Raw genomic sequence first — 23,650 nt, 5'->3', positions numbered from 1 at the left:
GTTGTTGCCTTTGACGTTGAGTCCGCCTTCAAGCGAGCCGAGTACCGCAGGTCCGGCGAGGGCGAAGAGGCGCGGGTGTCTGAGCGCAGCGAGTTCCGCGCCGTCCCTCGGTGGACCGAGGAGCGCAGGGCACCGACGTGCGCAGCACGTCGGCTCGCGGGCGGCGGAGCGTTTCTTTTGGTTACTTTTCTTTCCGCAGAAAGAAAAGTAACGCCCGACCAAAAGTCAGTTGTATGCCAGGCCAGCCGCAAGGCAGAGATCAACCCAGCATCTCCAGCCCACGCACTTCGGTGATACCCAGCCCCGGCACCTCGCTGATGCTGATCTCCGATTCGTTGAAATGCACGCCGCCGCTGACCGGATCGAACTGGCCCAGCGAGGGACCGTCGAGGTCGACCTTGGTGATCACATCGCTCTTGGCCACGGCCAGGTGCACGGCCGCGGCCACGCTGATGCTCGATTCGATCATGCAGCCGATCATGCACGGCACGCCGTAGATGCCGGCGATGTCGGCGATGCGGATCGCGTTGGACAGGCCGCCGGTCTTCATCAGCTTGATGTTGATGATGTCGGCCGCGCGCTGCTGGATCAGGTCCATCACCTGGCTCGGGCTGAACACGCTCTCGTCGGCCATGACCGGCGTGTTGACGCGGTCGGTGACGTACTTCAGGCCGCTGATGTCGGCGGCCTTCACCGGCTGCTCCAGCAGCTCCAGTACCACGCCGGCTTCCTCCAGCGTGCGCATCGCATGCACCGCCTGCTTGGCGGTCCAGCCCTGGTTGGCGTCCAGGCGCAGCAGGGCGCGGCCCTCCACGGCGGCGTGGATTGCCTTGACCCGTTCGATGTCCAGTCCGATGTCCTTGCCGACCTTGATCTTCAACGACTCGAAGCCGCGTTCGATCGCCGACAACGAATCGGCCACCATCTTGTCGATGTAGTCCACGCTGATGGTGATGTCAGTGGTGATCACCGGGTCGCCGCCACCGAGCATCTGGTACAGCGGGGCACCGTGCAGCTGCGCCCACAGGTCGTACAGCGCTATCTCCACCGCGGCCTTGGCGCTGGTGTTGCGCTCCATCGCGGTCTGCACCAGCGTGCACAGGTGGTTGAGGTTGACCACGTCCTGGCCGATCAGGCGCGGGGCGATGAAGTGGCGGATCGCTTCGATGATCGAGCCGTGCGTATCGCCGGTGATCACTGCGGTGGCCGGGGCTTCACCATAGCCGGTGTTGCCGCTGTCGGTGCGGATCAGCACCACCACGTCTTCCACGGTCTCCACCGTGCGCAGCGCGGTCTTGAACGGTGTCTTCAACGGCACGCGCAGCATGCCCAGTTCGATGGCGGTGATCTTCATTCAGGAGTCTTGGCCCGCAGGCGCTGGATGTTGGTGATGCGGTCGATGTAGCGGACGGTGTCGCTGGCCATCATCGGCTCCAGCGGCGTGACCGAAACACCATTGAGATGGGCCTGCACGCGTTTGCCGTCGGTACCGAACCAGCTGCCGCCCGCCGTATCGTGGATGACCCAGGTGCGGCCGTCGACGTGGCCGATGGCCATCATCACATGACCGGGAATGTAGACCAGGTCGCCCACCTGCAGGCTGGCGACGGCACGGTCGCGCACCGCCTTGCCGTCGTTGCCGGTGAACGGCAGGCGGTCCAGCGCCGGACTGACCGCCTGCGCGCTGGTATTGCGCGGCAGCAGCACGCCAAAGCTGCGGTAGATCTCGGCGACGAAACCGCTGCAGTCGCGGGTGTCGTAGTCGTGGCCCCAGCCGTAGCGTTCGCCGAGGAACTTGAAGCCCTGCTGCAGCAACAGGCGCGGGGTCAGCGGCAGGTAATCGGCGGCGGTGTCCTGCGAGCGCGGCAGCAGCGCCGGCACCAGCTTCAATCGGCCATCGGCCTCGCGTACCGGCAACTGCACCACCCACGAGGCGTGGGCCTGCTGGCCGTTCACCGGCTCTGACGCGGGCCAGTCGGCCAGCACCGGCAGGCGCACGCCCATGTCCAGCTGCAGGCGCGAGACGCGCGGCTCCTCCGGGGTATGGGCGGTCTGCGCGGTGGCGCCGGTGACGATCCGGTACGGTCCCTTCGCGCCGTAGCCGAGCACCGTGGCCTTGTCGCCGCTGGCGATGGCGTCGGCTTCGATCCACGCGCTGTAGCGCTCGCTGTGCACGAACAGCCAACGGCCATCGGTACTGCGATGGACCACGGCCACCTTGTCGCCGGGGAACAGTGCCGATTCCTGGAAGCGGTCGATGTCGGTGTCACCGACGCTGCTGAAGACGCGCTCGCGGGTGGGGAAGGTGCGCAGCGCGGCACGCTTCACCACCATCCCGTAGGCCGGTGCCACCTGGACGGGAATCGCATCGAGACCGAGGTTGGCTTCGATCGCGCTGCGCAGCGCGGGTGCGATCGCCTGGCCCTTGTCGTTGTAGAGGGCGCGGGTGGGCCAGCGCGACAGCGCGGTGATGCTGGCGCGCACCGTCGCCGCATCAAGCTGGGCGGGCAGTGCGGCGATGTCCTGGATGTGGCTGTCCTGCGCCCGCATCCGCGCGTTCTGCGCTGCGATCTGCGCGCGATCCAGAATCGGCGCATCGGCGTCGTCCAGGCGCGCGGCCCAATACTGCGGGGTCAGATAGGCCTCGTGCAGGCCGATCACATAGGGCAGCGGCGCACCCGGGTCGGGCGGTGGGGCCGCCTGTGCAAAGGCCGGGGCGGCCAGCAGGCACAGGGCCAGGGTCAAGCGGCGCGGCCAATGCCGGTGCCGTTCGCGGAAAGCCAGGCTCATGCGGTGCACACCCTCCTCGAATGCCTGTTGGAATATTTATTCCTTTTGGCCGCGAAAGCAAGAATAAATTATTGACCAGCGTCCCGGCCCGTGTTACACAGCCGTTACCACCCGCGCTGGGGAAGTGTCGCTGTGGATCCTGCCGTTCGCAAACCGCGTCTGACTGCCGCCGCCGGCCTGAGTGCCGCGCTGCTGCTGTGGGTGTCGACCGCGCACGCAGCAGGCGAGCGCAGCAGCCAGCAGCGCGCGCGAGGAGTGCAGGTGATCGACCTGGTCGACAGCGGCCGTTTCCACGACGCCGATGCGCTGCTGGCCACTACACCCGCCGCCACAGACGAGCCGTTCCAGCGCGAGCGCATGCGCCGCGTCCGCCTGGATTTCGCCCTCGACGAAAACGCCGCCAAAGACGCCGTACGGCGCGGCATTCCCGATCTGACCGACGAGGAATTTGCGCGCTGGGACCAACTCGGCCTGATCGAGCATTTCGATATCGATGGCGAGCGTTGGTACTTCAAGCGCGCACCCTCCAACCTGTTCCTGCTCAGCGACGAAGCACGCGCTCGCCGCCGCACGGATGCACCGGTGCCGCCTCCGGGCCCCAACGAAGTGCTCAACGCCCACCATGCAGGCGTGGTTGCCGCGGCCGAACAGAGTGGCCAGGCGTCGGTATTGCCGCAGCGCTATGAATTCACCCAGTCGCTTACGGTGAAAGCCGATGTGGTGCCCGCCGGTAAAACGATCCGCGCGTGGATTCCGTACCCCCGCGAGATCCCCGGCCAGCAGGAGCAGGTGCAGTGGCTGGGCAGCACCCCGGGCAAGGCGCGCGTGGCTCCGGCACATACCCAGCAGCGCACCGCCTACCTCGAAGCCAAAGCGGTTGCCGGGCGGCCAACCCGCTTCGAGATCCGCTACGCGGTCACGATCTTCGCCCGGCATACCGCGATCAACCCGGCCGTAGTGCAACCGACCCCGGCCGACCCGGCCCTGAAGCCCTACCTGGCCGAGCAGCTGCCGCATGTGCGCTTCACTCCCGCGCTGAAGCTGTTCTCCGACCAGGTGCTGCAGGGTGAAACGCGCCCGTATGAAGTGGTGCGCAGGCTGTTTGCTGCGGTCGACCGCATTCCCTGGGCCGGTGCGCGCGAGTACTCCACGATCAGCAACATCAGCGATTACGCGCTGCGGGCCGGCCATGCCGACTGCGGGCAGCAGACCCTGCTGCTGATCGCGCTGCTGCGCCTGAACGGTATTCCTGCACGCTGGCAGTCGGGCATGGTGTTCTCCGGCGACGGCAGCGGCTACAACAACCTGCATGATTGGGGGCAGGTCTACCTGGCGCCGTATGGCTGGCTGCCGATGGACGTGACCACCGGCGCACTGGCCAGTGATGTGCCGGCCCTCCGTGACTTCTATCTGGGTGGCCTCGATGGCTACCGCATCGCCTTCAACGACGATTTCGGCCAGCCCTTCGTGCCGGCCAAGCAGCACTTCCGCTCGGAAACGGTCGACTCGCAGCGCGGCGAGGCCGAGTGGGCAGGCGGCAACCTGTACTTCGACCAATGGAGCTACGACTTCCAGTGGCGGGTACTGCCAGCCAGGCAACGCTAGCGCGACACATCGCATTCCACACCATTCAATTCTTGCAGGAGAGAGCAGGGGATGAAGGCTTACAGCATCAAGCGGGCGGCGTTGTGCGTCGCCCTTGGGGCGTGTCTGGGCGTAGTGCTGCCCGGCATCGCGATGGCACAGAACGTGAGCGGCGCAGTTGCCGGCCGTGCAACCGCTGGTGACCAGGTGACCGTGGTCAGCAACAGTACGGGTCTGACTCGTACCGTTACCGTCGGCGCCGACGGCAGCTACCGCCTCGGCCAGCTGCCGGTAGGTGACTACCGGCTGCAGCTCAGCCGCGATGGCCAGAAGCTGGGCGATCAGGTTGCTGTCAGTGTGGCGGTAGGTGGTACCACCACGGTCAACCTGGCCAGTGGCGGCGGCGTCACCAATCTTGATGCCCTGCAGGTGGTCGGCACCCGAGTGGTCAACCGCGTGGACGTCTACTCCACCGAGACATCGTTCAACATCAACCGTCAGGAAATCTCGCGGTTGCCGGTGGCGCAGGACCTGTCTGCGGTCGCGCTGATGGCGCCGGGCGTGGTCGGCGGCAACTCGTCATTCGGCGGCCTGTCGTTCGCCGGTTCATCGGTGGCCGAGAATGCGGTCTTCATCAACGGCCTGAATGTCACCGACATGTACACCCGTCGCGGCTTCAGCACCGCGCCGTTCGCTTTCTTCAAGGAATTCCAGGTCAAGACGGGTGGCTACTCGGTCGAGTTCGGCCGCTCCACCGGTGGCGTGATCAATGCCGTGACCCGTTCGGGCAGCAACGAATTCGAGGGCGGCGTCGAAGTCACCGCCGAGCCCAGTGCGTGGCGCGCCAGTGGCGGCGACCACTTCCATCGTGATGGAACCCCGCATTCGTATGGCAGCCGCGACAACAACTCGTTCCTGAAGACGAACGTCTGGGGCTCGGGGCCGATCGTCAAGGACAAGCTGTTCCTGTTCGCGATGTACGAAGACCGCAACGACAAGGGACACAACACCTCGTCCGACGGCAGCACTTGGTTCAAGAATGATTCCGGCAACGGCTTCTGGGGCACCAAGCTGGACTGGAACATCAACGACAACCACAGCCTGGCGCTGCTGGCGTTCTCCGACGAGGGAGACGTCACCAATGCCTCCTATGGCTACAACTGGAACGCAGACGAGCTCGGTGCATGGGGCGGTGATTCGGTCACCGAGACGGGGGGACGCAACTGGTCGGCAACGTATACCGGCCACTTCGGGCAGAACTTCACCGCGCGCGCCATGGTCGGCCAGAACAACCAGCGTGCCTTCACCAATTCATCGCTGGATCAGGCCTGCAGCCCGGTGTTCACCGACAGTACCTACGGCCCGCGCCTGGGCAAACTGCAGGGCCTGCGCGCAGGCTGCCACCCTACGGGCACGGCAGTGGCCGAGCGTGACGATACTCGTGACGTGGCGCGACTGGACTTCGAATGGCAGCTGGGTGACCACCTGCTGCGCTTCGGTGTCGACCGTGAGCTGATGACCACAAAGCAGTCCACCCGCTACCCCGGCCCGACCGAACTGAGCTACACCGCCTACGTGGCGCGACCCGGCGATGAAGTCTGGGATGGTGCCAATGCCTACGTACCGGCTGGCGTTACCGAAATGCTGCGTGCGCGAAACCGCAAATCGGGCGGCACGTTCGAGACTGAAGCCAATGCCTTCTACGTGGAGGACATCTGGAACATCACGCCGAACCTGATGCTCAACCTCGGCGTGCGCTGGGACCGTTTCGAAAACCGCACCGCCGCCGGCAAGGCGTTCATCAAGATGGATGACCTGATCGCACCCCGCGTCGGCTTCTCGTGGGACATGCGTGGTGATGGCAGCACCAAGCTGTTCGGCAACGCCGGCCGCTACTACCTTCCGGTTACCAACAACATCAACGTGAACTTCGCCGGTGGCCTCACTGACGAATACAGCTACTACGTGCTCAACGGCTGGGAGCGGAAAACCTCGCCGACAGGCTCACCGTACATGGCACCGATCGTCGGCCAGCAGATCGGCCCGACCGACACCCGCATGAACACCGGCGGTGCCGACCTGCGCCTGAGTGTGGATCGCGACCTCAAGGCGGTCTACCAGGACGAGTACATCCTGGGCTTCCAGAACATGATCAACCAGGCATGGTCGTGGGGCGTCAACGCCACCTATCGACGGATGACCCGTGCGCTGGACGACATCCGTATCAATTACACCCCGTGCGGCCCGACCCCGAGCACGCTGTGGCCGATCGCCAACCCGGGCGAGAGCCTGACGATCTGGGGTGATAAGAGCATCGGCTGCGCCAACGAGGGCTGGATCACCATCGATACCGCCAACAGCGGTTATCGCAAGGGTGGCAGCGGTGAGGTGATCGGTTACTCCAAGCCCAAGCGCACCTACAAGGCACTGGAGTTCCAGATCGACCGTGCATGGGACGAGAAGTGGATGTTCAACGCGTCCTACCTGTGGTCGAAAAGCGAGGGCAATTTCGAAGGCCCTGTGAATTCCGATACCAACTACGGCGACACGGGCATGGTTCAGTTCTGGGACCATCCGGCCACCAACGAGCGCTATGGCGTGCTGTTCAACGACTTCCGCCACCAGTTCAAGCTGCGTGCCGCTTACGCGCTGAACAAGCAATGGTCGTTCGGAACCACGCTGCAGGTGCAGTCCGGTGGTCCCATCACGGCCTACGGCGTGATGTGGCCAAACGATTCCATCGCCGGTGGTAGTACCTCCAGCGAAGGTAGCGGTGGTGGCACCGGCTGGCTGTGCGTGGCCAACTGTTCCGGCCCGTACAACCAGCGGCAGTTCGAGTACAGCCCACGCGGTGCGTTCGGTCGCCTGCCGTGGACCTGGACCATGGGCGCCAATGTGACCTGGCGTTTGCCGGTGGAGGGCATCGACCTCAGTGCACGGCTGTCGGTGTACAACCTGTTCAACAACCAGAAGACCATCAACGTGCACCAGCGCTATGAAGCGCAGCCCGGCCAGTACCGCGAGGCGACGTTCGCCACCGGGACGCGCTGGCAGGCCCCGCGCTACACCCAGCTGGTGGTGACCTGGAACTTCTGAGGCCACGATCCGCGCCGTCCACCGTGACGGCGCGGGCAATGGAGGGGCTGCGCGCATGTACCACCTGCTGATCGTCGCGGCGGCACTGGCCGCACCGTCCGCTTCGGCGACCGACATCGCCTCCCTCGATGCCGACGTCGCCGCCGTGGTCCAGCACGAGCACCTGCCCGGGCTGGCCATGGCGGTGGTCGAGCAGGGGCGTGTGGTGTACCAGCATGCCGAGGGCGCGCGCGGCGACGGCGGCCGCATCGACCAGGACACGCTGTTCAAGATCGCCTCCAACAGCAAGGCGATGACCGCCGCGCTGCTGGCGCGGCTGGTGCAGCAGGGCAAGCTGCGCTGGGAGGATCCGGTGCGGCGGCATCTACCGGGCTTCCGCATGCACGATGCGTGGGTGGGCGAGCAGATGCAGGTGCGCGACCTGCTGATCCACAACAGCGGCCTGGGCCTGGGCGCCGGTGACCTGATGCTGTGGCCGGAGCCGAACGCGTTCACCCGTGCCGACATCATCGCGGGGCTGGCGCACCTGAAGCCGGTCAGCAGTTTCCGCAGCCGCTACGCCTACGACAACCTGATGTACGTGGTGGCCGGCGAACTGGCCGCTGCGACGGGTGGCAAACCGTATGACCAGTTGATGCGCGAGCAGGTGTTCGAGCCGCTGGGCATGACCCGCTGCCAAGTGGGGACGTGGTCGGTGAAGCGGGTCGGCAACGTGGCGCAGCCACATGCCTGGCGTGGCGACCACAATACGGTGGTGAACGCCGATGGTGCGATCAGCCCGGACCTGCCGTCGATGGCCGCCGGCGGCATCCGTTGTTCGCTGCGCGACATGACGCGCTGGATGCAGGTGCTGCTCGATCCCGCCCTGGCACCTGGCTGGTTGGATGCTGAGCAGCGCCGTACGCTGTGGACCCTGCACATGCCGATGCCGCTGGGTGAACGCCAGCGGCGTTGGGACAACGCGCATTTCTACGGCTACGGCTATGGCTGGCGCGTGTCGGACATGGATGGGCAGTGGAAGGTGGCGCACACCGGCACACTGTCGGGCATGTACTCGTCGCTGGCGCTGCTGCCTGAGCGCAAGGTGGGTGTGGTAATGCTGATCAACGGTGAAGGCGAGGATGCGCGCATCGCATTGATGCAGGCCGCACTGAAGCGCTTCACCGCCCCCGATGAGGCGCGTCCGGCGCTGGCGTACCTGGCCGAACTGAAGGCTGACCAGGCCATGCGGGCGGCAGGCGGCCATCAGCGGCCGGCGACGTCGCAGGCACGGCCGACATCGGACGCCGATCTGCCGGGCTGGCAGGGCCGCTACACCGATCCGTGGCTGGGGCCGGCCTCGCTGTGCCCGGGCAAGGACGGCCTGCGCTTCAGCGTGGACAAGTCGCCCCGGCTGGAAGGGGCTGTGCTGCAGCTGCAGGGGCGCTGGCTGCTGCGCTGGGATACGCTGGGCGAAGACGCGCAGGCGTGGCTGCAGCCGGGTGAAGGCCTGGCACCGACACTGGACCTGCGCGCCATCGATCCGGACATCGACTTCAGCTATGACTTCCAGGACCTGCATTTCACTCGTACTGGCGATTGCCCTGGCAGCGACCACCAGCGCCGCTGAGCCACCGCGCGTTTCACCGGCCACCGACGCGGCCAGCGCCGGGCTGGTGGAGATCCGTACGTTGTCGCCGCGCATCGACCTGGACATCCGCTATGCGGGCGCCAACAACTTCACCGGCGCGCGCGTGCCCGGCTACGAGGCGCCTTCGTGCTACCTGCTGGCGCCGGTGGCGAAGGCGCTGGCCGAGGTGGAACAGGACCTGCGCGCCGATGGCTTCGGCCTGCGCCTCTACGACTGCTACCGGCCGGTGCGTTCGGTGCAGGCCTTCGTGGCCTGGGTGAACGATCCGCGCGAGCTCTCGCGCAAGGCACAGCAGTATCCGGACCTGGACAAGCCGCGCCTGCTGGCCGATGGCTACATCGCCGAACGCTCCGGCCACAGCCGCGGTGCCACGGTGGATCTGGGCCTGCTGGATTGCCGAAGCGGTGCATGTGCGCCGTTGGACATGGGCACTGACTTCGACTTCTTCGGGCCACGTGCGCATACGCAGACGAGCGGGCTGAGTGAGACGCAGCACGCGAACCGGCGGCAACTGGTGCAGGCAATGGCACGGCGTGGCTTCGTGAACTATCCGCAGGAGTGGTGGCACTACACGTTCCAGCCGGAACCGGATCCCGGCACCGCGTACGACGTCCCAGTGCTTTAGCGTTTGTTGGCAGGGGGCGCCCTCGACAATTTCCCGCTGCTCTTGGTAGCTGTCGACCTTGGTCGACACGGTAGATCCACGCCATGCGTGGATGCTCTCCGTTCAACCCCGGAGATATTCGATCTCGATGGAGATTCATCCACGCATGGCGTGGATCTACCGGGGCCAGCGGATTGGGTCCGAAGCAGATCCCTTACACTGGCCGCCATCCCACCGTTGCCCATCCGATGAACCTTCCTCTGCACTTCGGCCTGCTCGGTACCCTGGAAGCCGGCGCCATCGCCATGCTGGTTGGGCTGCTGGTGTACTTCCTGTGGTCGCAGCTGTGCCGCCTGCTGCGGTGGTCGATGGGGCACGCGATCGGCTGGTCCTGCGTCATCGCCGTGATCATCGCCGCCGGCATCGATGCGTGGAAGCTGTTCTACATGGGCATCGTGCGGCTGGAATCGCCGCTGTACGCGCGCATCTTCCTGGCCACCATCCACGATCCGAACGAACTTGGCAGCCGTGTGGTGCTGGAAATCGCCGGTGCGCTCGCCGGTGTTGCTCTTGCATGGGTGTTGTTCAGTTCGCGGTCATCGGAAAAAACCGTCGACTGACGCAGGTTTTTCGTTGCCTGCCGGTTAAATGCAGAGGCGCTGAATGCGCATCTTATGAGCCACTCACTTCACCCTAACCACCGCGCTAAAGCATGCGTCGAGGCGAGTGGTTAATCGCATGTGTGCGGGCCGGTCGCGGCGCAAAATCGATTCAGAAACGCGGTGGCAGGGTAGGTGCCGTGCGGAATCAACACGCCGCGCAACACCACCCAATCGGTAGGAGACACCCCTGATGACTATTCGCAACCGCAAGCCCCTGATCGCCCTGATCGTCGCCGCTGGCAGCGTGCTGGCCATCCCGGCGATGGCCCAGTCGGCCAAGCAGCAGGCCGCACACGCGCAGAACGAGGCCGCTCAGGCCCAGCAGGCGGCTGCACAGGCCGGCCAGGCCGCCGACCAGGCGACCAATGCGGCCGCAGCGGCATCGGCACAGGCCAATGGCGGTGGCCAGACCTGGGCCAGCATCGATACCGATGGCAACGGCACCATCAGCAAGACCGAGGCGCAGGTGAACGCCGGCCTTGCCCAGGTGTTCGACCAGGCCGATACCAACAAGGACGGCGAGCTGAGCGCCGATGAGTACAAGGCCTACGTGGCCGCCCAGCAGGCCGGCGCCGGTGGCGCAGCGCAGGGTGCACAGGGCAGGTAAGTCCTGCGTCGGGGCGTATGGGAACCCGGGCGGCTTCGGCCGCCCGGGTTTTTTTCGTCACCATGGCCCCTGTATCCTTGCGCGATGAACACCCCCACGCCTGCGCCGTCGCGCGCCATCGGCCTGGTCGGTTTTGACGGTGACGATACGCTGTGGAAGAGCGAGGACTACTACCGCAAGGCCGAGCAGGATTACCTTGACCTGCTGTCGCGCTATGTCGACGTGCATGACACCCAGACCGCCCGCCACCTGCTGGAAGTGCAGCAGCGCCACCTGGGCACCTTCGGCTACGGCGTCAAGAGCATGACCCTGTCGATGATCGAAGCGGCCATCGACATCACCGGCCAGCGCATCGAGGCCAAGGACATCCAGCGCATCCTGGAGATCGGCCACGACACCCTGCGCCACCCGGTCGAGCTGATCGATGGTGTACGCGAAGCGGTGGCGGCCATCGCCGAGCACTACCCGGTGGTGCTGATCACCAAGGGCGACCTGTTCCACCAGGAAGCGAAGATCAAGGTCGCCAACCTGGGCGAGCTGTTCCCGCGCATCGAGATCGTTTCCGAGAAGGACCCGGAGACCTACGCCCGCGTGCTGGCCGAATTCGACCTGCCGATGCAGCGCTTCGTGATGGTCGGCAACTCGCTGCGCTCGGACATCGCGCCGGTGGTGACCCTGGGTGGCTGGGGCGTGCATACCCCGTACGCAGTGACCTGGGCGCACGAGACCCAGCATGGCGTGGCCGACGACGAGCCGCGCATGGTCACCGCCGATACCGCCCACTACTGGCCGGCCGCACTGGCGGCGATCGAGGCAAAGGCCGCTGCGGCCTGACAGGGCCCGTCGGCTGCGGCAGAATCGGGGCATGAACCACCGACTGCGCGCGCTGATGTTGTTCCTGTTGCTGGCGCCGGCCACCGTGCTGGCCCAGCAGACCGCCGAGCGCTCAAGCGCCTACGACGTGGACACCGGCGACAGCTGGGTCGATGCCCAGCTGCAGGACATCAACCATTACGCCGAACGCTACCCCGACGCCTTCCTCGACGAAGTGTCGCGCTATGCCGACGTGCCGCGCGGCTACATCAGCGCGCTGTTCACCACCCACGGCTGGCAGGCCGGAGACATCTATTTCGCCTGCTTCTGGGCCAAGGCCAGTGGCCAGACCTGCCGCGACAGCGTGCGTGCCTTCAGCCAGGACCCGGAGGGGGGCTGGGAGGCGGTGGTCAAGCGCATGCCCACCAAGCCGGACAATCTGCACTACCGGGCTGTGCGCCATGCCATCGTGGCCAGCTACCAGCACTGGGACCGGCCGATCACTCTGGATGCCGCGCTGAAGCGCCAGTTGAAGCGGTAGGGTCGGCCGCTGGCCGGCAATTGCAGCCTTTCCAGGCATCCGGGGTTGCCGGCCAGCGGCCGGCACTACCCGGTCATGTTGCTCTGCGTATCGCCGCCGCCGGGCGCTCCGGCGACAATACGGGTCCGAGCTGTTCCCCGTTCCCGTAATCGAGTGACTGATGAGCGCCTCTTTCGTTTCGCCTGATGTGATCCGCCGCCTGTTCGCGCAGGCCATGTCCCGCATGTACCGCACCGAAGTGCCGCTGTACGGCACGCTGGTGGAACTGGTGGAGCGGATCAACGCGCAGGTGCTTGCCCAGGACCCGGCGTTGGCCGCGCAGCTGCAGCGCAACGACGAGCGTGCGCGGCTGGATGAAGAGCGTCATGGCGCGATCCGCGTCGGTACCGTGCAGGAACTGGCGACGCTGCGCCGCCTGTTCGCGGTGATGGGCATGTACCCGGTCGGCTACTACGACCTGTCGGTGGCCGGCGTGCCGGTGCACTCCACCGCGTTCCGCCCGCTGACCGGCGCGGCGCTGGCGCAGAATCCGTTCCGCGTGTTCACCTCGCTGCTGCGCCTGGAGCTGATCGAAGACGAAGCCCTGCGTGCCGAGTCGGCGAAGATCCTGGCGCGCCGTCGCATCTTCACCGACGGCGCGCTGGCGCTGATCGACCAGGCCGAGCGCGACGGTGGCCTGTCGCAGGCCGATGCCGAGCGCTTCGTCCAGCAGGCGCTGGAAACCTTCCGCTGGCACGGCGATGCCACGGTCGATCTGCCGACCTACCACGCACTGCACAACGCGCACCGCCTGGTGGCTGACGTGGTCAGTTTCCGCGGCCCACACATCAACCACCTGACCCCGCGCACGCTGGACATCGACGCTGCACAGGCGGCAATGATCGAGCATGGCATGGCGGCCAAGGCCGTGATCGAAGGCCCGCCGCGCCGTGCCTGCCCGATCCTGCTGCGCCAGACCAGCTTCAAGGCGCTGGAAGAAGCCGTGCATTTCCCGGATGCCGAAGGTGGCGATGCCGGCACCCATACCGCGCGCTTCGGCGAGATCGAACAACGCGGCCTGGCGCTGACCCCGAAGGGCCGCGCGCTGTACGACCAGCTGTTGTCGCAGGCCCGCGACGCCGGTGGTGAAGGCAGCACCGGCGGCGACTACGGCCAGCGCCTGCAGGCGGTGTTCGCCAGCTTCCCGGATGACCATGACACCCTGCGCCAGGAAGGCCTGGGGTATTACCGCTACCAGCTGACCGACGCTGGCCGCGCCGCGCCGGAGCGCGTGGCCGATCTGCCCGCTGAAGTGCTGGTGGCCGCCGGCCTGGCCACGGCTGACCCGATCGTCTACGAGGATTTCCTGCCGGTCAGTGCCGCGGGCATCTTCCAGTCGAACCTGGGCGGCGAAGAACAGCGCGCCTATGCCGCGCATGCCAACCGCGAAGCCTTCGAGCAGGCCTTGGGCGTGGCGGTGAACGACGAGTTCGAGATCTACGAGCGGCTGCAGGCCGAATCGCTGGCGGCGCTGCGCGGGTAAACCGCTTGCCGTGGAGCCGAGCGTGGGCTCGGCTCTACAGGGATTCTGCGGAGCGGCCCCTTTGTAGAGCCGAGCCATGCTCGGCTGCACGGGGAAGGAGAGTCGAGCATGGCTCGACTCTACAGACGCGGGCCTCAGCCCTTCATCGTTCCGGTATCCAGCCAGCGCTGGTGCCACGACAACGCTTCCGGCAGCAGGTGCGGGGTGTGCTTGCCGTAGCTCTCACGGCTGGCACGGTCGAAGTAATCCTGCAGCTGCGGGCGGAAGTCCGGGTGCGCGCAGTTGTCGATCAGCACCTGCGCGCGCTTGCGCGGGGTCAGGCCGCGCAGATCGGCCAGGCCCTGTTCGGTGACGATCACCGACACATCGTGCTCGGTGTGGTCGACATGGCTGGCCATCGGCACGATCGCCGAGATGGTGCCGTTCTTGGCGGTGGACGGGCTCAGGAACGCCGACAGGAAACCGTTGCGGGCAAAGTCACCGGAACCGCCGATGCCGTTCATGATCCGCGTGCCCATCACGTGCGTCGAATTGACGTTGCCGTAGATGTCCACCTCGATCATGCCGTTCATGCCGATGCAGCCCAGGCGGCGCACCAGTTCCGGGTGGTTGGAGATTTCCTGCGTGCGCATGATGATGCGCTCGCGGTAGAAATCGATGTTCTCCTTGAACGTCTCATTCGCCTGCGGGCTCAGCGCGAAGCCGGTGCACGAGGCGTAGCTCAGCACGCCGTCGCGCAGCAGGTCGAGCATGCCGTCCTGGATCACTTCGGTGAACGCGGCCAGGTCGCGGAAACCGCTCTTGGCCAGGCCAGCCAGCACGGCGTTGGGGATGTTGCCCACGCCCGACTGCAACGGCAGCAGGTTCGGCGGCAGGCGGCCCTTCTTCACCTCGTGCTTGAGGAACTCGATCAGGTGCGAGGCGATCTGTTCGCTGGTCGCATCGATCGGGCTGAACGGGCTGTTGCGGTCCGGCCCGTTGGTACGCACCACGGCCACGATCTTGTCCGGGTCGCAGCGCAGCGCGGTATCGCCGATGCGGTCGTTGGCGTTCACCAGCGGAATCGGCTTGCGGTGCGGCGGCAGCGCGGTGCCGTAGTAGATGTCATGCATGCCGTCGACGCCGGCCGGCTGCCATTCGTTGACCTCGACGATCACTTTCTTCGCCAGGTCCAGCCAGGTCTTGTTGTTGCCGACCGAGGTGGAGGGCACCAGCGAGCCATCTTCGCGGATGGCCGAGACCTCGATCACCGCGGTGTCGATCTCGCCGTAGAAGCCGAACCACACGTGCTGGGCAACGTGGCTGAGGTGGATGTCGATGTAATCCAGCTTGCCCTCGTTGATGCGGTTGCGCGCATCCGGGTCGCTCTGGAACGGCATGCGCATGGCGATGCCATCGGCCTTGGCCAGCGCGCCATCGAGTTCCGGCGCGGTCGAGGCGCCGGTCATCAGCTTGATCTGGAAGGGATTGCCCTGGGCATGCACCGCTTCGATGCGGCGGGCCAGTTCGACGGGAACGGCCTTGGGATACCCGGAGCCGGTAAAGCCGCTCATGGCCACGGTTTCACCGGGCTGGATCAGCGCGGCTGCGGCCTCGGCGGAGACCACGCGGTCACGGAGACGCGCGTTGGCGATGCGATCAACAGACATGACGACAGTGTTTCTGGGGGGAATCCCGATTATCGGCCATCCTCATCCGTACGGGGGGTTCTACCTTCGTGGAATGGCTTTTCCCCCAGGGGCTCACCCATACCCACCGGTTCTGTTTTGCAGTGCAGCGTGCAAAGTGCTTTCGCAGCCCGCACGATGGCCCTGCATCCCGACGTGGGGGAGGGAGCAGAGCCCGCTGGCAGTTCGCTGCAAGCGGGCTTTTTTATTGCCTGTCGCCCAGTGTGAATGCGCAGTTCCCATTATCGGTAGTGCCGGCCGCTGGCCGGCAACTGCAGCAACCTTCGGCAGGATCATGGGATCTGCCGGCCAGCGGCTGGCACTACCGGGTCCGTCGCGTCCCGACCGGGTCGATACAATCCGCCCATGACCCTCGCCCCCGCTGACCTGCCCGCCCCGCTGCAGCCCCTTGTCGACCGCGCCCTGGCGCGCCTGGCCCAGGTCCTGCCCGAGCCCGTTCCTGCCGAACTGCTGCCGCTGCTGACCCGACTGGCGGTGGCCAGCGACTTCGCGCTGGACACCCTGGTGCGGCAACCGGCGCTGCTGGCGCAGCTGGCTACCCCCGGCTGCCCGCCGATCCCGCCACCGGTGCTCGATCCGCTGCAGCCCAGCGACTGGCCGGCGCAGATCCGGCGCTGGCGTACTGCCATGTCGACGCGGCTGATCTGGCGCGACCTGACCGGCCTGGACGACGTGGCACAGACCCTGGCCGGCGCCACCACCCTGGCCGAGGACTGCCTGCGGCTGGCGCTGGACGCGCTGCAGCAGGAATTCGCCCAGCGCCACGGTGTGGTCCGCGATGGCGAAGGCGCCGCGCAGCAGCTGGTGGTGTTCGGCCTCGGCAAGCTTGGCGGCGGCGAGCTCAACTTCAGTTCCGATATCGACCTGGTCTACGCCTATCCGCACGGCGGCGAATCCGACGGCGCGCGCGCGCTGGCCGCCGAAGAGTATTTCGCACGCCTCGGCCAGCGCCTGGCCAAGCTGCTGGACGAAACCACCGTCGATGGCTTCAGCCACCGCGTCGACCTGCGCCTGCGCCCGTTCGGCAGCGCCGGCCGCGTCGCGCTGTCGTTCGCGGCGATGGACCAGTACTTCCAGCGCGAAGGCCGCGACTGGGAGCGCTATGCGTGGCTGAAGGCGCGCGCGGTCGCCGGTGATATCGAGGCCGGTGAAGCGTGGCTGCAGACCCTGCGCCCGTTCGTGTACCGCCGCTACCTGGATTTCACTGCGCTCGATGGCCTGCGCGAGATGAAGGCGGCGATCACCGCCGAAGTCGCGCGCCGCGAGCTGCACGAAGACATCAAGCGCGGCGCCGGTGGCATCCGCGAGATCGAGTTCCTGTGCCAGGCGCTGCAGCTGATCCGCGGTGGCCGCGAACCTGCGCTGCGCGAGCGCCGCCTGCTGGTGGCGCTGGACGCGCTGGTGGCTGCGGGGCAGATCGCGCCCGAGGACGGCAGTGCGCTGCGCGAGGCCTACCTGTTCCTGCGCAGCCTGGAGAACCGCCTGCAGATGCTGCGCGATGCGCAGACCCACGTGCTGCCCAGCGATGCACTGGACCGCGAGCGCATCGCCGTCGGCCTCGGCTACCCGGACTGGGACGTGCTGCGCGCGGCGCTGGCCGAACAGCAGCAGCGGGTCAGCACCGAATTCGCCGCGCTGCTGGCACCGCGCAAGGGCCAGGCCGCGCCCGACGCGCTGGCCAATTACTGGCGTAGCCTGCCCGAGGGCAGCAACGCGCCGTTGCTGGCCGAAGCCGGTTTCCTCGATGCCAATGGCGCCGACCAGTCATTGCGTGACTTCGCGCAGGGCACCGGCGTGAAGTCATTATCCGATGCGGCGCGTGCGCGGCTGGATCGCGTACTGCCCGCGTTGCTGCATGCGGCCACGCGTTCGCCGCAACCCGACGCCGCGCTCAAGCGTGTGCTCGGCCTGTTGCAGGCCGTGCTGCGCCGGACCAGCTATCTCGCGCTGCTGGACGAACAACCGAGCGCGTTGGCGCGTCTGGTTGATGTGCTGGCGCGCAGCGCGCTGCTGGCCGAGCGGCTGGCCGCGTACCCGCTGCTGCTGGACGAACTGCTGGACGTGCGCGTGTCCGGGCCGATGCCCGATGCGGCCGGCATGCTGGCCGAGTGCCAGCAGGTGCTGGCGGTGGAAGATCCCGAATCCGCACTGCGCTGGCTCAACGAGACGCGGCTGGCGCTCAGCTTCCGCATGGCGATGGCCACGCTGGATGGCCGCCAGGGTGCGGTGGACAGCACGCGGCAACTGGCCGAGCTGGCGCAGGCGGTGGTCACCACCGTGCTGGCGATGGCCGAGGCGGACATGCGCGCCGCGCACGGCGGGATTCCCGGTGGACGTTTCGCGATCATCGGCTACGGCAGCCTCGGCGGCCTTGAGCTGGGCTTCGGTTCCGACCTGGACCTGGTGTTCCTGCACGACAACCCGGCTGGCGTGGAGGCCAGCGATGGCGCACGTCCGCTGGAACCGGGGCGCTGGTATGCACGGCTGGCACAGAAGGTGATGGCGCTGCTTGGTGCGGTCACCGCCGCCGGGCGCCTGTACGACATCGACGTGCGCCTGCGCCCGGACGGTGGCAAGGGTTCACTGGTGTCTTCGTTGGCCAGCTACACCGAATACCAGCGCGAACGCGCGTGGACCTGGGAACACCAGGCCCTGGTGCGCGCACGCGGAGTGGCCGGTGATGCCAGTCTGCTGGCCGATTTCGAACAGGTGCGTGCACAGACACTGGGTCGTGAGCGCGATCCGGCCACGCTGTATGCCGATGTGCTGAAGATGCGCGGCCGCATGCGCACTGAACTGGACCGCAGCGATGCCGCGCGGCTGGACCTGAAACAGGGTGCTGGTGGCGTGGTGGACCTGGAGTTCCTGCTGCAGACCGGCGTGCTGGCGCGTAGTGCGCAGCATGCGGCGTTGCTGCAGCCACGCGACACGCCGTCGCTGATCGATGCGCTGGCGGTTGCCGGTTTCCTGCCGGAAGACACTGCGCAAGCACTGCATGGCGCGCATGCCACGCTGCTCGACGTGGGCCTGGCCTGCACACTGGACCGTCGCCCGCGACTGGCACCGACCACGCCCGCGATTGAAGACGCGTGTGCGGCGATTACGGCGGCGTGCAGAGCGGCAGAGCTGCCGTTCGCCTGAGGGCCGGATGGCGGAGGACTGCCGTTGGTAGATGCCAACCTTGGTTGGCATGAATGCCAAGCGCCAACCGAGGTTGGCGACTACCGGCTCAATGGCCCTGCGAGGGCCCGCTGTTGGTAGGTGCCGAGCTTGGTTGGCATGAATGCCAAGCGCCAACCAAGGTTGGCGACTACCGGATCAATGGCCCTGCGATGGCACGCCGTTGGTAGGTGCCGACCGTTGGTCGGCACAATCTGTCAGCGGTGATGAACTCTGATGGAGCGTGCCGACCAACGGTCGGCACCTACCAGAGCATGTGCGTTCAGCTGGCGGCGCGCAGCGGCGCCATCTTCCACAGCAGCGCGCGGAACGGGGCCAGCAGGCAGACGCCGATCGCCAGCTTCACTGCCAGGTCGCCGGCGGCCCAGCTCACCCACGGCAGGGTGGAACCGGCAAATGCGATCGACCAGAAAATGGTGGTATCCACCGTCGCGCTGCAGGTCGTGGCCACCATCGGTGCGCGCCACCAGCTGCCGCGGCGCAGGCGGTCGAACACGGTGATGTCCAGCAACTGCGCCACGATGAAGGCCGAGCACGAGGCAACGGCGATGCGCGGGGTGGCCACCCAGATCGACAACAGCACCGCCACCGCGAAGCCGATCCACGCCACGCGGCGCGCCGGGCCCGGGCCGAAGCGGCGGTTGATCAGGTTGCTGACCAGGAACGCGACCGGATAGCTGAAGGCGCCCCAGGTCAGCCAGTCATTGATCGGGTACTGCACCAGCACGTTGGACAGCAGCACCACCGCGCCCATCGCCAATACCGCCAGCACCAGGGCGCGGGCGGTCAGCGGGGCAAACACAGGGGCAGGACGCACGGACATGGCGAGCCAGGGGGACAAAGGGGATCGCCCATTATCCGCCCGGCCCGCGGCAAAGCCAAAACCGCTTGTTCAGCTTTACAACGCTTCGCTCATCACATCGCCCGCGGCGTAGGCGGTGGGGACGTAAGCCAGCGCTTGGCCCTGTGCGCTCTTCACGGTCCAGCCGGCACCGGCCTCGGTGGGGTCGAAATGTACCTGCTGGCCGACCACGAAGGCCGCCGTCTGGTCTTCATGCACGCGCGCCGGCCAGCGCAGGGTGGCGGTCTGATCGGCCTTGTCGGGCACCTGCAGCTGCACCTGGCGCTCGCCGGCCGCCGTGATCTCCACCTTCTTCACTTCCATCGGCGGCAGTGGCACCGCCTTGGTGCGGGCAACCCTGCCATTGCGTTCGCTGGCCTTGAACGGCGCCTTGGACAGTTCGGACAGGCCCGCCGATGCAGCGAGCGGCACCGAGACCACGATCAGCGAGGTGATCAGCACGCTGGCCTCGCTGCTGTTCAACTGCGGCGCGGCGCCGGCATGGACGGTGGGCACCAGCAGCGCGGAGAGCAGCAGGGCAGAAGCGGGAACGCGCAGGCAGCGGAACATGGAGACCTCCTGGTCAGCGTGGGGACGGCGGCTCAGCGCCGGGTATCGAAGATATCGCGCGGGCCGGTGGCCTCGGGCAGGTATTCCAGCGGGCGGCCCTGGTTGTCCTTCAGCTGCCAGCCCTGGTCGGCGCCGGTCGGCTCGAAGTTCACGGTCTGGCCCACGGTGAACTGCACGGCCGGGTCGCCGACGCCGCGCGGATACTGCATCGATGCGGTGTTCTGCGGATCGTTGGCATCACGCAGCAGCACTTCGCGGCGGCCATCGACGGTGGTGGCGATTGCGCTCACCTCCATCTGCGGCAGCTTGATCTGCTGCGGGCGGGCCAGCGGCTGGCCGGCATCGGCCGCATCCTGGGCTTCCTTCGCTGCTGCGGCGCGGGCCGAGGCCACCATCTGCGTGGACATTTCCAGGCTCGGTCCCTGCGGGCCCGGGTCATGGATGATCACGATGCGGCGTTCGGCGTGGGCGGCCGTCGACCACGCCAGGCCGGTGACGATCACCGTCGACAACACAGAGGTAAGCAGCGGACGCATGTCGTTCTCCTTGCGGGATTCAGGGCGTGGCGGCGGTGGCACCGGCCACCGGCACATGGGGGATCACCAGTTCCTGCTGCAGCTGGCTGCGCTGGTGCAGGAAGTCGAACACCGATTCCACGGTCACCACCGAATAGTTGCCGGAGATGCGTTCGCCGGCTGGATGGTCGGTGGTGGTGGCGTTGGCTACGAACAGGCGCGCACCCACGCGCTTGCCGAGGCCGATATGCAGCACGCTGGGCTGGTACTTCTGCTGGCGCAGCCACTGCTGTGCCTGTTCGCGCTTGACGATGGCCGGCGCGCCTTCGGTCTGCGCCATCGCCGCCGCCAGCACTTCCAGCACCCACTGGTTGGAGTTCTGGTAGTCGGTGGCGAACGGGTAGGCGACCACGTTGTACCTTGTTTCGTGCAGCGCCTTGGGCTGGATCGAGGGCGGCACCAGCATCGCGCGCAGCGCTGCACGCAAGGGGGCCGACGGCACGCCGATGCGCAGGTCGGTATGGCCGCCGCTCTCGCCGACGAAGTTGCCGAGGCCCTCGTGGTACAGCTGCGAGCTGTCGGTCTTGCAGCGGTTGAGCAGGTGCATCGCGCGCCAGCGGCCGTCGTCCTCGCGCAGCAGGAAGGCCAGGTGGCTGTGGCGCAGGCCGTAGCGGCTCAGGTCCTGGCCACCGCGCGCGGCCACCACCACGTCCACATCGGGCAGCGCGTCCAGGCGTTCGGCGGTGGTCCAGGCCACGTCCAGCATCGCCGCCTGCGACGCCACGCTCGGGTAGCGCTCGCGGCAGGCGGTGCTGTCGGCCCAAGCCGGTGCGGTCGCCAGCAGGCTGGCGATCAGCAGCGCGGCGCGGCGCAGGCGGGAAAAACGATCCATGTCGGTACCTTCAACGGCGGGCAGGCCCGCGCGCCGATCATACGCTGCTCAGCGCAGCGGGCGATCCACGCCCTTGCGCTGGAGTTCCCTGTCGCAGGCATCGCTGATCGGGGCGATCGGCAGCGGCGGGCGCTCGCCCGTCTTCGGATCGCGCAGCGCCGGCTGTTCGCGGTACGCATCCAGCTGCTGCTGGCATTGATAGGAGATCGGGTCCAGCTCGGTGGGCGCGGTCGAACACGCGGCGAGCAGGGCCAGGGGCAGCAGGAGCAGGGTACGCATGAAGGCATTCGATCCGGTGGGGGACACCGGACTCTAACGGTATGGGCAGATTGAAATGTTCAGAAATCGCTGTGCATCCCGGTAGTGCCGGCCGCTGGCCGGCATCGGCAGGATGTCCGGTAATGCGCACAGCGTTGCCGGCCAGCGGCCGGCACTACCCCAAGGCCAGGCGCTGCTTCACTTCCGCCGCCACCCGAGCGGTCTCGCGCAATGGCTCGATGCGGTCGTACTGCCAGTCCAACCAGTGCGGCTGCAAGCGCCCGCTTTCGCGCAGCTGCTGCTGGAACCGGGCCAGCCGGCCCTGCGCGGTATCGGCCAGCGCCACCATCACCGGCATGCGCGTGGCGCAGGCTTCAGAGAGCAGGTTCACCGAATCGGGCGAGACCACCACGCGGTTGGCCCAGCCGAGCAGGCCACCATAGGGATTGGTACCGTCGCCACCGTCGCCCCAGATCACGTGCGGCAGGTCGGCGAACTTCGCGCGCAGGATCTCGGCCAACGCCGGCGGCGTGCGGCGCGAGGTGGTCGCCAGCAGGCTGCCGCCTTCGCTGCGGATCTGGTCGGCCAGCGCCTGGAAAACACCGACCATCGCCGTCTCGTCCCACGGCGCCAGCGGCGTCGGCCCGCCCACCAGCAGTGCGGTGCGCGGACCGGGCAGGGTGCTGAAGCCGGCGAACGCGGCGCGGCCCCAGGCCAGCCAGTCGTCGTCCACCGGGTTGAGGCTGCCGAGCAGGGTCAGCACATTGCTGCCGCGCAGGGCGTCGTGTTCGGGCACCACCACCACGTCCCAATGGCGGGCGCCGATGCGCGGGTCGAGGATCTGCACCACCTGGCTGCCGCGTGCACGCAGCACGCGCAGGGCACCGGCCGCCTGGCGACCACAGCCGATCGCCAGTGTCGGCGCCTCAGCCGCCAGCGTCGCCAAGGCCTCGCCGTAGCCATTCACATCGCCGGGCAGGCGCCGGGGCGACAGCCAGCGCCAGGGTGCGCGCGGTTGCAGGAGCAGCGGTCGGTGGGTGCCCTGGCGCAGTGCCGAGGCCAGCGCGACCGCCTGGCGGACATTGCCCGCACGGCCGTCAGTGACCGTCCATGGCGCGCTCGATCGTTTCACCATTGGCATTAATTCGTTTCAGCCCTGCTGGGTGTTGCAACAGTCGCGACACTCTACACTGCGGCTCGTCGTTTCGCCCCGCGCCGCCCGCGGGCACTGACTTCCTTTCGCCGCCCTGGAGATCCACCGATGTCCCACGCGCTCGACGCCGCTGCCCTTGACCAGCTGTTCCGTACGGCCCGCACCCAGAACGCCTTCCTCGACAAGCCGGTCCCCGAGAGCCTGCTGAAGGAACTGTACGACCTGGTGAAGTGGGGCCCGACCGCGGCCAACACCACGCCGGCCCGCTTCGTCTTCGTCACCTCGAAGGAAGCCAAGGACAAGCTGGCCCCGGCGCTGTCCGAAGGCAACCTGGCCAAGACCATGGCTGCGCCGGTCACCGTCATCATCGGTTTCGACCTGGACTTCCACGAGAAGCTGCCGTACCTGTTCCCGCACACCGATGCCAAGGCCTGGTTCGATGGCCCGCAGGAAGGCCGCCACGAAGCCGCCATCCGCAACGGCAGCCTGCAGGGTGCCTACCTGATCCTGGCTGCGCGCGCGCTGGGCCTGGATGCCGGCCCGATGTCCGGCTTCGACCCGGCCAAGGTCGACGAAGCCTTCTTCGCCGGCACCTCCATCAAGTCGAATTTCCTGGTCAACCTGGGTTACGGTGATCCGGCGGGCCTGTTCCCGCGCCTGCCGCGCCTGTCGTTCGACGAAGCGGCGCGCATCGCGTAAGTCGC

The 23,650-nt window shown here is 67.1% G+C and carries 20 protein-coding genes; 11 read left to right on the top strand and 9 right to left on the bottom strand.

The features are described 5' to 3' along the window. Positions 1-259: 259 nt before the first annotated feature. On the bottom strand, positions 260-1,354 hold the full coding sequence (locus AC5P74_RS17160; protein WP_070489695.1) for a dipeptide epimerase: 1,095 nt from the start codon (positions 1,352-1,354) through the stop codon (positions 260-262). Further along, complete coding sequence (locus AC5P74_RS17155; RefSeq protein WP_346608054.1) at positions 1,351-2,790, bottom strand: SH3 domain-containing protein; 1,440 nt, start codon at positions 2,788-2,790, stop codon at positions 1,351-1,353. Before AC5P74_RS17155 ends, AC5P74_RS17160 begins: the two co-directional genes overlap by 4 nt. A 132-nt stretch (positions 2,791-2,922) precedes the next feature. On the opposite strand from AC5P74_RS17155, the gene AC5P74_RS17150 reads away from it, so the two are divergent. The 9 genes from AC5P74_RS17150 (at position 2,923) to hglS (ending at position 13,849) form a co-directional block, all read left to right on the top strand. Then, a complete protein-coding gene (locus AC5P74_RS17150; protein WP_346608055.1) occupies positions 2,923-4,395 on the top strand; it encodes a transglutaminase-like domain-containing protein in 1,473 nt (490 codons plus the stop codon). A gap of 51 nt (positions 4,396-4,446) precedes the next feature. After that, positions 4,447-7,470, top strand: a complete 3,024-nt coding sequence (locus AC5P74_RS17145; RefSeq protein ID WP_495205003.1) for a TonB-dependent receptor — start codon at positions 4,447-4,449, stop codon at positions 7,468-7,470. A 55-nt stretch (positions 7,471-7,525) separates the two neighbouring features. Further along, complete coding sequence (locus tag AC5P74_RS17140) at positions 7,526-9,079, top strand: serine hydrolase domain-containing protein (protein WP_346608057.1); 1,554 nt, start codon at positions 7,526-7,528, stop codon at positions 9,077-9,079. After that, positions 9,012-9,725: a M15 family metallopeptidase gene (locus tag AC5P74_RS17135; protein WP_346608058.1), complete on the top strand. Its 714-nt coding sequence runs from the start codon at positions 9,012-9,014 to the stop codon at positions 9,723-9,725. Before AC5P74_RS17140 ends, AC5P74_RS17135 begins: the two co-directional genes overlap by 68 nt. 227 nt (positions 9,726-9,952) lie before the next feature. After that, positions 9,953-10,324: a hypothetical protein gene (locus tag AC5P74_RS17130; RefSeq protein WP_065186625.1), complete on the top strand. Its 372-nt coding sequence runs from the start codon at positions 9,953-9,955 to the stop codon at positions 10,322-10,324. Positions 10,325-10,556: 232 nt separating this feature from the next. Continuing rightward, positions 10,557-10,973 carry an EF-hand domain-containing protein gene (locus AC5P74_RS17125; RefSeq protein ID WP_005407824.1) on the top strand — a complete coding sequence of 139 codons (417 nt, stop codon included), beginning with the start codon at positions 10,557-10,559 and terminating at the stop codon, positions 10,971-10,973. 84 nt (positions 10,974-11,057) lie between these two features. Continuing rightward, positions 11,058-11,807: an HAD family hydrolase gene (locus AC5P74_RS17120; RefSeq protein WP_495205002.1), complete on the top strand. Its 750-nt coding sequence runs from the start codon at positions 11,058-11,060 to the stop codon at positions 11,805-11,807. A 31-nt stretch (positions 11,808-11,838) separates the two neighbouring features. Beyond that, a complete protein-coding gene (locus AC5P74_RS17115; protein ID WP_005415036.1) occupies positions 11,839-12,327 on the top strand; it encodes a hypothetical protein in 489 nt (162 codons plus the stop codon). 160 nt (positions 12,328-12,487) lie between these two features. Further along, a complete protein-coding gene (hglS, locus tag AC5P74_RS17110; protein ID WP_053499040.1) occupies positions 12,488-13,849 on the top strand; it encodes a 2-oxoadipate dioxygenase/decarboxylase HglS in 1,362 nt (453 codons plus the stop codon). A 134-nt stretch (positions 13,850-13,983) separates the two neighbouring features. Here the strand turns inward: hglS and scpC are convergent, their stop codons facing one another. Further along, positions 13,984-15,498 (bottom strand): succinyl-CoA:acetate CoA-transferase ScpC, encoded by a 1,515-nt coding sequence (scpC, locus tag AC5P74_RS17105; protein ID WP_005407828.1) that lies wholly within the window; start codon positions 15,496-15,498, stop codon positions 13,984-13,986. A 384-nt stretch (positions 15,499-15,882) separates the two neighbouring features. On the opposite strand from scpC, the gene glnE reads away from it, so the two are divergent. After that, positions 15,883-18,678 (top strand): bifunctional [glutamate--ammonia ligase]-adenylyl-L-tyrosine phosphorylase/[glutamate--ammonia-ligase] adenylyltransferase, encoded by a 2,796-nt coding sequence (gene glnE, locus AC5P74_RS17100; RefSeq protein WP_346608061.1) that lies wholly within the window; start codon positions 15,883-15,885, stop codon positions 18,676-18,678. 301 nt (positions 18,679-18,979) lie between these two features. Here the strand turns inward: glnE and AC5P74_RS17095 are convergent, their stop codons facing one another. The 6 genes from AC5P74_RS17095 to AC5P74_RS17070 form a co-directional block, all read right to left on the bottom strand. Continuing rightward, the gene (locus AC5P74_RS17095) at positions 18,980-19,540 is read right to left on the bottom strand and encodes a queuosine precursor transporter (RefSeq protein ID WP_065179558.1); all 561 of its coding nucleotides are present in this window, start codon (positions 19,538-19,540) and stop codon (positions 18,980-18,982) included. 75 nt (positions 19,541-19,615) lie between these two features. Next, positions 19,616-20,128 carry a hypothetical protein gene (locus tag AC5P74_RS17090; protein WP_235642966.1) on the bottom strand — a complete coding sequence of 171 codons (513 nt, stop codon included), beginning with the start codon at positions 20,126-20,128 and terminating at the stop codon, positions 19,616-19,618. Between the two features lie 32 nt (positions 20,129-20,160). Continuing rightward, on the bottom strand, positions 20,161-20,664 hold the full coding sequence (locus tag AC5P74_RS17085) for a hypothetical protein (RefSeq protein ID WP_053499060.1): 504 nt from the start codon (positions 20,662-20,664) through the stop codon (positions 20,161-20,163). A 19-nt stretch (positions 20,665-20,683) separates the two neighbouring features. Continuing rightward, positions 20,684-21,535: a DUF2145 domain-containing protein gene (locus AC5P74_RS17080; protein WP_206620646.1), complete on the bottom strand. Its 852-nt coding sequence runs from the start codon at positions 21,533-21,535 to the stop codon at positions 20,684-20,686. 48 nt (positions 21,536-21,583) lie between these two features. Then, positions 21,584-21,814 (bottom strand): hypothetical protein, encoded by a 231-nt coding sequence (locus AC5P74_RS17075; protein ID WP_005415044.1) that lies wholly within the window; start codon positions 21,812-21,814, stop codon positions 21,584-21,586. Positions 21,815-21,968: 154 nt separating this feature from the next. Next, a complete protein-coding gene (locus AC5P74_RS17070; RefSeq protein WP_346607782.1) occupies positions 21,969-22,928 on the bottom strand; it encodes a mitochondrial fission ELM1 family protein in 960 nt (319 codons plus the stop codon). Between the two features lie 126 nt (positions 22,929-23,054). Between AC5P74_RS17070 and AC5P74_RS17065 the strand changes: the two genes are divergently transcribed. Beyond that, positions 23,055-23,645, top strand: a complete 591-nt coding sequence (locus tag AC5P74_RS17065; RefSeq protein WP_005415046.1) for a malonic semialdehyde reductase — start codon at positions 23,055-23,057, stop codon at positions 23,643-23,645. Positions 23,646-23,650 lie beyond the last annotated feature (5 nt).

Source organism: Stenotrophomonas sp. YJH_SMC_94-11 (assembly GCF_059370435.1).
This window is presented reverse-complemented; position numbering and strand designations above follow the sequence as displayed.